At 36.5% G+C, this 3,811-nt stretch carries 5 protein-coding genes; all 5 read right to left on the reverse strand.

The window, feature by feature from the left end; translation table 11 throughout:
* Positions 1 to 612, reverse strand: a 612-nt coding sequence (locus AC1DOS_RS18580) for an amidohydrolase family protein (RefSeq protein ID WP_477538696.1), incomplete at its 3' end; no start/stop codon positions are given.
* Positions 603 to 1,148 carry a 3-hydroxyanthranilate 3,4-dioxygenase gene (locus AC1DOS_RS18585; RefSeq protein WP_369973742.1) on the reverse strand — a complete coding sequence of 182 codons (546 nt, stop codon included), beginning with the start codon at positions 1,146 to 1,148 and terminating at the stop codon, positions 603 to 605. The genes AC1DOS_RS18580 and AC1DOS_RS18585, both read right to left, overlap by 10 nt.
* Before the next feature lie 73 nt (positions 1,149 to 1,221).
* On the reverse strand, positions 1,222 to 2,706 hold the full coding sequence (locus AC1DOS_RS18590) for a 4-hydroxyphenylacetate 3-hydroxylase family protein (protein ID WP_477538697.1): 1,485 nt from the start codon (positions 2,704 to 2,706) through the stop codon (positions 1,222 to 1,224).
* 23 nt (positions 2,707 to 2,729) lie between these two features.
* On the reverse strand, positions 2,730 to 3,206 hold the full coding sequence (locus AC1DOS_RS18595; RefSeq protein WP_477538698.1) for a flavin reductase family protein: 477 nt from the start codon (positions 3,204 to 3,206) through the stop codon (positions 2,730 to 2,732).
* A 236-nt stretch (positions 3,207 to 3,442) separates the two neighbouring features.
* Positions 3,443 to 3,811 (reverse strand): TRAP transporter large permease subunit (locus AC1DOS_RS18600; RefSeq protein WP_477538699.1); only part of this gene is annotated, 369 nt, incomplete at its 5' end.

Raw genomic sequence — 3,811 nt, forward strand, 5'->3', positions numbered from 1 at the left:
AGCTAAGGCTGTTTCACTTGGCATACCAACGGTGTACATAAAATTATGTCGAGGCATTCGATCTGTGCCTAATGTTTCCCAAGGATGAACGAACAGTGGAACTTCCCACTTCTCCGCCATTTCAAAAAATGCTAAAAATGAAGGGTCATCTAAATTCTTACCATTAATATTCGTGCCAATTTCAATACCTTTTAATCCTAACTCATGCATACATCGGTCCATTTCTCGGATCGATACTTTTACATCTTGCAAAGGTACAGTCCCCAAACCAATAAAACGATCAGGATATTGTTTAACTGTATTACTGATAAAGTCATTTTGGATTTTCGACATTTCTTCTGCAGCTTCAGCTTCAGCCCAATAAGAAAACGTCACTGGAATAGGCGATAACACTTGAATATCAACACCCTCTTCGTCCATATCACGGATTCTTTTTTCCGGACTCCAGACTTGATCTGTCACTTCACGAAATACTTTTCCAGCGACCATGATATTAGCACCACAAGAACACGTTTTTTCTAATGTTGGCCAACGACTTCCACCATACTTTTTTGCGAATTCAGGTATTTCTTCTGGAATAATATGTGTATGAAAGTCTACTCTTATTTCCATAATCCGACTTCTTCAGACATGACGTGGCCGCATTTCTCACATTTGCGTAGTTCTTCACTACTATTGAATTCTTCAATTGCGCCTTTTACTTGTTTTTCAATATCTGTTAATTGAACACGATTTACATGCATTTTGTGATTACACTTATCACAGAACCAAACAAAATCTTCTAATTCACCTTGAGCCCGTTTTCGTTCAATTACTAAACCAAAGGTATCAGCAATACGGTGAGGAGAATGAGGAACCATTGCTGGTAACATAAATACCTCTCCTTCTTTAACTGTAATAACTTCACGTTCGCCTTCTTTGTTAATAATTTCAACGAAGCAATCTCCTTTTATCTGATAAAAGAATTCATCCGAAGGATCTACATGGAAATCACGGCGTTTATTTGGACCACCCAAAATCATACAAATAAATTCAGAATCTTCCCAAAGGACTTTATTATTAACAGGTGGTTTAAGTTTGTCTTTGTTCTCTTCAATCCAACCCAGTAAGTTAAATGCTTGTAATTTAGCCATAGTTGATTTTGTCATCAATGTTACCTCCGTTTTATAGTTTTTTCTTTTAATTTACAAATTATCGAAAACGCTTTCATTTACAAAGAAGTTAATTAGTCACGGCTGTTCTTGACATTTCTAGTGAATCCTMAAGGGCTTTTTGCACCATTGGATATGTTGGATTATTTCGTTTGTGCATACCGTAAAACATTGCCATTTTACGAATAGGATCTCCTGAGTAGTATCTCTCATATTGAACAAGTCTTTGACCAAATGCTTCTCCGCAAAGATCCCAAGCCAACTTAAATAGACGTACTCGCTCGTCAGCGGCTACTCCTGAACGACCAACATAATGTTTATTCATATCATCTGTTAACTCTGGATTTGCAAAGTCAGCACCAGTTGGTGACATCAAAAGCCCACCTGCTCCTATGATTTGTAGGATTTCTACTGCTCTTGGATACAATTTTGGTAATAGTCCACGGACAGTTTCAAGTGGAATAATTGCTGGAATTGCTTCACCATATGGAGTCATGACATACTCATACTCAGAAACACGTACTAAAGCCCTAATCGTCTCAACTCCTTGTAAAAGCTCAGCTAATTGATTTTGAACATTTAGGAATCCATCAACACCAATAGAATCTGCAACTGAACATGCTACCTCTGTAGCAAATGAAAGTTTTACAAGACCCCTAACTCCTGATTGATGGGATGGCTGTAAATTGATACCTGTTTTAGGATAAAGTAAATTACCTGCTTCTACATTTTGATTAATGAAAACACGGTCCCATGGAACTAAAACATCATTAAACACTAACATTGCATCCATTTCCTCAAATCTAGATGCTAATGGATGATCCCATGTTGACCTTGTGCCATTCTGTGTTTCTTCGCGACATAAAATCCGTAACCCAGGGGTGTCGATAGGAAGAGCAAATGAAATTGCATACTTCTCGTCTCCAGGTTTAAAACTTGGATAAGAATAAATAATTACCTCATCTGTAAGTGGTGCAAGCGTTGCAAGCATTTTAGAGCCTCGAACAATTAAGCCTTCTTCTGTCTCTTTTACAACACCTAAGTGCGTGTAGGTATCTTCTTGCTCATTCGAAGCTTTACTCCTATCATTCTGTGGATTAATAATTGCATGTGTTAGAAATAAATCGTTATCTCTAATATATTTATAGTAATTTACAATATTATCTCCCCACTGTTCTCCATACTGTCTAAAGAACCAGTCATTTGAAGCCATTGCAGTTATTACAGTGCCTAAGAAATCGGGTGTTCTCCCCATTAAACCAAATGTCGCCTGCGCCCAAACTTCAAACAGTTCTCGGCGTGCTTTCAAATCCTCTCCATTACGTGGGATGAGAAAGGCGTTATTGACACGTTCACCAGTTTCTTGACAGATATGAGTAATTTTATCCTGATATTTCGCATCGTGTTGCATATCGAATAGTCTTGCGAGTTCCTTAATTGGTTGCTTAAATACTGGCTCATTAGTTAAATCCTTAATTTTTCTCCCACCTAACCAAACTTCTGGTTGGCGAGATTTTAACGCGTTAATATAATCTACTCCTGATCTAATCCCCATTTTTCATTCCTCCAATGTTAACTTTATAAAGCCGGCTGCTGCATTTCTTTTTTAATAAATTTTCCTCTAAAGAATATTAGTCCTTCTTCATCGCTATATGAGAAATCCTCAACTTTCCCTACGTACAAAATATGATCGCCACCTTCATATTCTGCCCATGGAATACATTCAAACGTTGCAAGTGCATTTTTCAGATGTGGAAGACCATTGGATTCTTCCCATTCGACAACTAGATTTTCATCTGGTCGACCGGCAAATTGCCAAGCATATGATTCCTGAGATTCAGATAACACATTAATTACAAATGAACTATTTTTTAATCCTGAACAAGCTTTTGCATTTTTCGCAATTGAAACGAGTACGAGTGCTGGATCTAAGGAAACAGAAGTAAACGAGTTCACAGTTATACCATGTCTTTCCCCCTGGTCATCTTTCCAGGTAATTACCGTTACCCCCGTTGCAAATTGTCCAAAGCAATTTCTTAACTCTCTTACATCCATATTTCTCCTACCTCTCTTTATCTATCAAAGTACAATAAATATATCGAATATTTTTTTTTCACTCAACGCAACTATTTCATAATATGGAATAGCGTGAATAATTTATTTATTTATTTTTCGCAGGTGCGAATTATTAATAAACAATAATTAATATGCAAAAACACCCCAATCTATGATATGAAGTTTAAAAACCTTCAATATAGATGGGATGTAATTAATGTACAAATTGAATGAAGTTAATCTTTATACAAATTTGGAATCCACAGGACAGCATCTTCCCAATAAGTGAGGACTAGTAAAACAATTATTGCCATTCCTAAAAACGGCAAAATGGCTTTCACTAAACGTTCAAACTTTACATCTGCAATGGAAGATACAATAAATAATCCAGTCCCTACTGGAGGAGTTAGTAACCCAATTGTTAGGTTTATACAAATAATAACGCCAAAATGCACTGGATCAATTTGATAGGTGGCAAGTAAAGGCATCATCACGGGTACTAAAATTATTAAAGCTGCAATTCCATCTAAAACTGTTCCAACTAACAATAAAAAGATGTTTACTAATACTAAAAAGACGAAGGGATTATCAGATATGCTCAGCAT

The organism is Paenisporosarcina sp. P5_A11 (assembly GCF_056400705.1).